At 44.0% G+C, this 5,879-nt stretch carries 5 protein-coding genes; 3 read left to right on the top strand and 2 right to left on the bottom strand.

Going from position 1 to position 5,879, the window contains the following annotated elements; translation table 11 throughout:
* From mfnA to A4E24_RS04615, 3 genes are all read left to right on the top strand, one after another.
* A partial coding sequence (mfnA, locus tag A4E24_RS04625) for a tyrosine decarboxylase MfnA (RefSeq protein WP_292352099.1) occupies positions 1–614 on the top strand: 614 nt, incomplete at its 5' end.
* Between the two features lie 338 nt (positions 615–952).
* Positions 953–2,053, top strand: a complete 1,101-nt coding sequence (locus tag A4E24_RS04620) for a CBS domain-containing protein (protein WP_292352097.1) — start codon at positions 953–955, stop codon at positions 2,051–2,053.
* Positions 2,054–2,137: 84 nt separating this feature from the next.
* Positions 2,138–3,547 carry a TraB/GumN family protein gene (locus A4E24_RS04615; RefSeq protein ID WP_292352095.1) on the top strand — a complete coding sequence of 470 codons (1,410 nt, stop codon included), beginning with the start codon at positions 2,138–2,140 and terminating at the stop codon, positions 3,545–3,547.
* 43 nt (positions 3,548–3,590) lie between these two features.
* Here the strand turns inward: A4E24_RS04615 and fhcD are convergent, their stop codons facing one another.
* Positions 3,591–4,487, bottom strand: a complete 897-nt coding sequence (gene fhcD, locus A4E24_RS04610; protein WP_292352094.1) for a formylmethanofuran--tetrahydromethanopterin N-formyltransferase — start codon at positions 4,485–4,487, stop codon at positions 3,591–3,593.
* Positions 4,488–4,660: 173 nt separating this feature from the next.
* Positions 4,661–5,879 (bottom strand): heavy metal translocating P-type ATPase (locus A4E24_RS04605; protein ID WP_292352092.1); only part of this gene is annotated, 1,219 nt, incomplete at its 5' end.

The raw sequence follows: 5,879 nt of genomic DNA, 5'->3' as shown, positions 1-5,879 counted from the left end.
CAATTTCTGAATTATCCAAAATTGCTATGGATAACAGTATTTTTCTTCATGTGGATGCAGCTTTTGGAGGCTTTGTTCTCCCTTTTATCAGCGGGCATCCGTGCTTTGATTTCTCTCTTCCTGGTGTGACTTCAATCGCAATAGATCCTCATAAAATGGGTATGAGTACTATTCCTTCAGGAGCCTTGCTTTTCAGAGAAGAAAAAATGATAGATTCTTTGAAAGTAGATACCCCGTATTTGACCATCAGTAGCCAGTGCACTCTTACCGGTACTCGCAGTGGAGCTTCAGTGGCTGGAACATACGCTGTAATGAAGTATTTAGGTAAGGAAGGCTATCGTCAAATTGTTGACAGATGCATGCAATTAACTCATCTGCTTTTAGAAGAAGTTAAAAAGATCGGAGTTGATCCTGTTATCGATCCTGTGATGAACATTGTAGCTTTATCAGTATCAGAGCCAAAGAAGATACGCAAGGAATTAGCCATTCGATTTGGTTGGCAAGTTTCTATAACAAAACAGCCATCTTCTATCAGGCTTGTTGTTATGCCTCATATGACAGAAGAAAATATAATAGCTTTTGTCCAGGACTTAAAAACAGTCCTGAAACATTGACAATGTTCTAACAAAAAATCTAACAATGCAGGGTCTGAAAGTTGTGATCTTTGACGGGACCGGTAACATGTCTTGAGAAACTAACGGATTTAATGCTCTCTTAACAGCATTTTAAAGACCCAAGCCATGTTCCGGTTAAGCATTGAGGGGATGGATCAAATATTGGGAATTGATGATACCTGGCCTTGAAGCTTGTAAGGCGTGTGTTCATCAATCCCGGTATAATACTGAGTAATTATCCAGAAGATATAAAGGAATACCAAGCTGGGTGAAAGTATTAAATTGGCAACAAGCTAATAAGATAATAATAAATATGAATATATCAGACAAGGTTAACCATGAAAACATCATTTCAAATAGGGAAAATTTTCGGCATACCCATCAAATTACACGTTACTTTTTTGTTCATACTGCCTGTCTTCGCCCTGGTATTTGCCACAAATCCTGCTCCCTTTGGCTTTCAGGATCAGGCCACTCCATTGCTGAACTATCTGCTATCCTTTACAACTACTGTCCTTCTGTTTTTCTGTGTGCTTCTTCATGAACTAGGCCATTCACTTGTAGCTCAGAGATATGGCGTAGAAATAAAAGACATAACGCTGATGCTCATTGGTGGTGTCTCGTCGATGGAGGAGATACCCAGAAATCCATCTCAAGAGCTTAAAATGGCCTTTGCAGGTCCCCTTGTGAGCATAATTATTGGTTTTGCCATTTTCCTAGCCAATTTTCTCGTGGCTTCCCTGATAGCTTCTTACGCCGCAACACCTATTTACATGATGTTCAACATCCTGAGCTCTATAAACATAGTGCTGGGTCTTTTTAATCTCCTGCCAGCATTTCCGATGGACGGCGGGCGTGTTCTCAGGGCATGGTACGCAAAAAGGATGAACTATGTACAAGCCACACACTATGCTGCTTCTGTAGGAAAGATCTTTGCTTTTCTTATGGGAATAATCGGCCTTTTCTCTAATCCCTGGCTGATATTAATAGCTTTTTTCGTTTACATAGGAGCTTCTGAAGAAGACAGGTCTACAACAGTCACCGTAACTCTCGAAAAATACTCAGTTTCTGATGTCATGAGTCCGGAAGTCACATCAGTATCCCCATATATGAACATTGACGATCTATTACATTTTATGTTCGAGCACAAACACATGGGGTACCCTGTTATGGAAGGCAATTATTTAAAAGGGATCGTCACGTTAAGTGATGTACATAAAGTCCCTTCTCTTGAAAGAGCAGTCTTGCAAGTAAGAGATATTATGACCACTACTGTTATTTCATTGACTGCGGACGCTAAAGCTTCAGAGGCTTTCAAATTGATGATGTCAAATAATATAGGAAGAGTACTAGTTGTAGATTCTACTGGTTCTGTGGTGGGCATTCTCTCCAGAACGGATCTTATGAGGGCAATGATGCTTTCTAATGAACAGTTGTAACCCATGGGGAACTAATATAATAAACATAAAAACATTTAAAAAGCTAATGATATTTGTTCCATCAAATCATTTGTGAGGTGTATTGTGAAAAACCCAGTTAATGAAAAAGATAGCACTATTTCTGATCCCCTCATCAGTATTACTTCTTCTTCAGATCTATCAGTTTATGATTCGAACTCTTCCGGTAATTCAGGAACCTTCATAACCGACACATGTCCCCCTGAAAACCAGCAGAGTTGTTATAATCTTTCATCTCCTTCTTCAGGAGAGCATGGTTCAGAAATTGAGCCTTCCAGGATCATCATAATCGGTACAGCCCATGTATCTGAAAAGAGCGTTGCAGAGGTCAATGCAGCTATAGAAAGGGAAAAACCTGATATTGTTGCTGTAGAGCTGTGCAAACCCCGCTACGATAGCCTCAAAGGCAAAACCACTGACACTGAGGTTCCTATCAAGGAGATCCTCAAAGGCGGCAAGATATATCAGTACATGATACATATGCTGCTGGCCCATGTGCAGAAAAAGTTCGCTGATGAGATGGGAGTCCAGCCTGGTGCCGAGATGATCAAGGCAATAGATGCTGCTGAAGCACATGGGGCACGAATAGCGCTCATCGACAGAGACGTGCAGGTCACTTTGCAGAGATTCTGGAGCAAAATGGGCTTCATAGAGAAATTAAAGATGCTTGCAGGTCTGGTAGCAGCAGTTCTGGGTATAGGTGGCACTAAGGACATCGATATGGACACGATCACGAACCAGGACATAGTCACAATGCTCGTGGAAGAGTTCCGTGGTACTTCTCCTAATGCTGTAAAGGTGCTTATAGATGAAAGGGATGCCTATATGGCCTCCAATCTTATAAGGCTTGCAGCTGGTGGCGGAAAAAAGATCATTGCTGTAGTAGGTGCAGGTCATAGGGCAGGCATACAGAACTATCTGTTGCACCCTGAAACCCTCCCGCGCCCGGGATCAGTAGAGGTGCTCCCGAAGAAAAGGTTCAGCTTTTTTAAGATCTTTGGCCTTATAATGCTAGCTATTCCTCTTGCAGCCTTTGCGCTATTGCTCATTTCAGGTGTTTCTCTGAAAACCCTTGGTATAGTGTTCATCTGGTGGTTTCTCATCACCGGGGGTTTAAGTGCCCTGGGCACTGCGCTGGCACGAGGCCATCCTTATTCGGTACTAACATCCTTTTTAGTGGCCTGGATGACCACTCTTAATCCAGCTGTGGCTGCTGGATGGTATGCAGGGCTCAGAGAAGCTAAATATCGCAACCCTACCACAAAGGATCTGAAAAATCTCGTGGAAGCCGAATCAATGAAAGATATGATGAAGAATAATTTCTTCCGTGTCCTTCTTGTGACATCTCTGGCCAATCTGGGAGCTATGGCAGGAAGTATCGTGGGTGCCTATGTAATACTCCAGATACTGGGGATCGAAGCTAAGGATTTCCTTGAGTCCGCATTGCATGCAGGCTTGACCGTAATAGGTCTATGATATTTTAAAAAAAAGAAAGAAAAAGAAAAGTTCAGCTTCGACCTCAGAAGAGGTCATGAAGTCTGAACTGGTATTTTCCGAGTTTTCCGCCGTAGTTACCGGCAGTGATCTTCTTAACACCAGGAACTGTCACAGCTGCCTTGATACCGACAGCCATTGCCTTCTTGATGGCTTCTTCACTGACACCATTGATAACGATCTCGTACACTGATTTCACATCTGCCGGGATCTCAGTGTCAGGTACCTTGTCTCTGATGGAAGGACAGTACTTCTCGTTGGCTGTGGCCTTCATGAACTTGGCATACTTGTTAGAACCTGCCTTGGAACCGCTGGCAACAATACCTCCCGGGAAAGGAGTTATCGTACCTTCAAGCTCCTTAATAGCGTCAACAGCAACCTCTGCGGCTGTCAGGGCACTCATCTGACTGTCTCCCAGGATGAAGAAGTTACCACCGGCGATACCGGATACCGCACCAATGTTCTCTTCCACAAGGAAGTCTCCTTCCATAAGGGGTATGCTGTGCATCTTGCGACCCGCCATCTCTTTCTGGGACTCCATACCATCACCGAAGAACTTGAGCTTAAAGCCCACATTAAACTGTTTCTCAGCTTCTGGCATGCCATTGAACACTGCAGTAGTGGGGGCGGTCAGAACACACTGTCCGAGCCTCTCCAAGAGCTGGTGTTCCAGAATATCGAACTTGAAGGTGCAGATCTGGATGTACACACCGGGTCTGCCATCTGGTGTTTCTTCGCATGTTGCGAACCTTTCGATACCTGCCTCAGCAGGGCACATGATAACGGAAGTACCAAAGCCTGTTGCTTCAGTAGCTGCTACCTCTGCCCAGCGTTTTGTGGCTGCTGTGATCAATACTCTACCTATCTTGATAGGAAAGGCCTCTGCAAAAGTGTCCTCTATTTCGACGCCATTGATTTCCATAATGATCCCTTTTGATATTTCTGAAAGATCTATCCGGTTCATATCCAGATGATGATTCCTGTTAACAGGAAGCAGATACTAAAAGTATCTCTTAGTAGAATAAAGTTGCAGTACATATAATCTTCGAGTACGGACAAACTTATTACAGCAATTACTGGTGATAATATATCTTTTCAATCTATTGACAGGAATTTTGCATTGATGGCTACGATGATAGTGCTCAGGGACATGAGTACAGCCCCCGCAGCAGGAGACAGCATCACTCCTTGCTCATAAAGTATACCTGCAGCAAGGGGTATTGCCACAACATTATATCCTGTGGCCCAGAACAGGTTCTGCAACATCTTCCTGTAAGTAGCCCGGGAAAGACTGACAATGGAAGCAACATCCTTTGTATTGCTTTTGACCAGTATTATATCCGCAGTTTCCACTGCAATATCAGTACCCGCACCTATGGCAATTCCTATGTCTGCCCGGGCAAGGGCAGGTGCATCGTTCACGCCATCTCCTGTCATAGCAACCACAAGACCTCTTGATTGCACCTCCTTTACCTTGGCAGCTTTTTCCTGTGGCAGCACCTCTGCAAAGTATTCATCAATTCCTGTTTCCTCAGCAACCCATCTTGCAACCTGTTCATGATCACCAGTAAGCATCATGCATTTGATACCCATTTCCTTAAGGGTCTTAACAGCCTGTTTTGCTTCGGGCCTGATAATATCGGCCAATGCAATGGCACCTTTCACTTTTCCCTCGATCATTACGTAAACGACTGTCTTACCTTGTAATATGAGCTTGCTTATAATTTCATTTTCGATAATGATGCCCTGTTCCCTCAGGTATCCAGGACTGACCATCTTCACATCTTTTCCTTCCACAATTCCCTGGGCTCCTTTTCCGGGAATGGACAGGAAATTGTCCACTTTATATACATCTTCCACAGATGCTGCTATACCCCTGGCGATCGGATGTTCCGAGTTAGCTTCCACAGATGCTGCATATTTCAATAATTCTTCTTCCTTTATCGTAGTGTCCAAAATAACTATCTCTGTCACACCAAACTTGCCAGTGGTCAAAGTACCGGTCTTGTCAAAGATAATGGCATTCAGGTTACGTGCGTTCTCGAAGGCCACACGGTTCCTGATAAGCAGGCCATTACGAGCTGCGACTGCGGAGGATATGGCAACTACAAGGGGTATTGCAAGCCCTAGGGCATGAGGACATGTTATTACCATTACCGTGACCGCTCTTTCCAGAGCGAACGCGAGGTCCATATCCATCAACTGTGACCACACCAATAAAGTGATAGTTCCACCCGTAAGAGAAATGATAGTAAGCCACTTGGCTGCTCTGTCCGCCAGCTCCTGGGTATGTGATTTGCTTTCCTGGGCTTCT

It is taken from the genome of Methanomethylovorans sp. PtaU1.Bin093 (assembly GCF_002067275.1).
GTDB lineage: Archaea > Halobacteriota > Methanosarcinia > Methanosarcinales > Methanosarcinaceae > Methanomethylovorans.
This window is presented reverse-complemented; position numbering and strand designations above follow the sequence as displayed.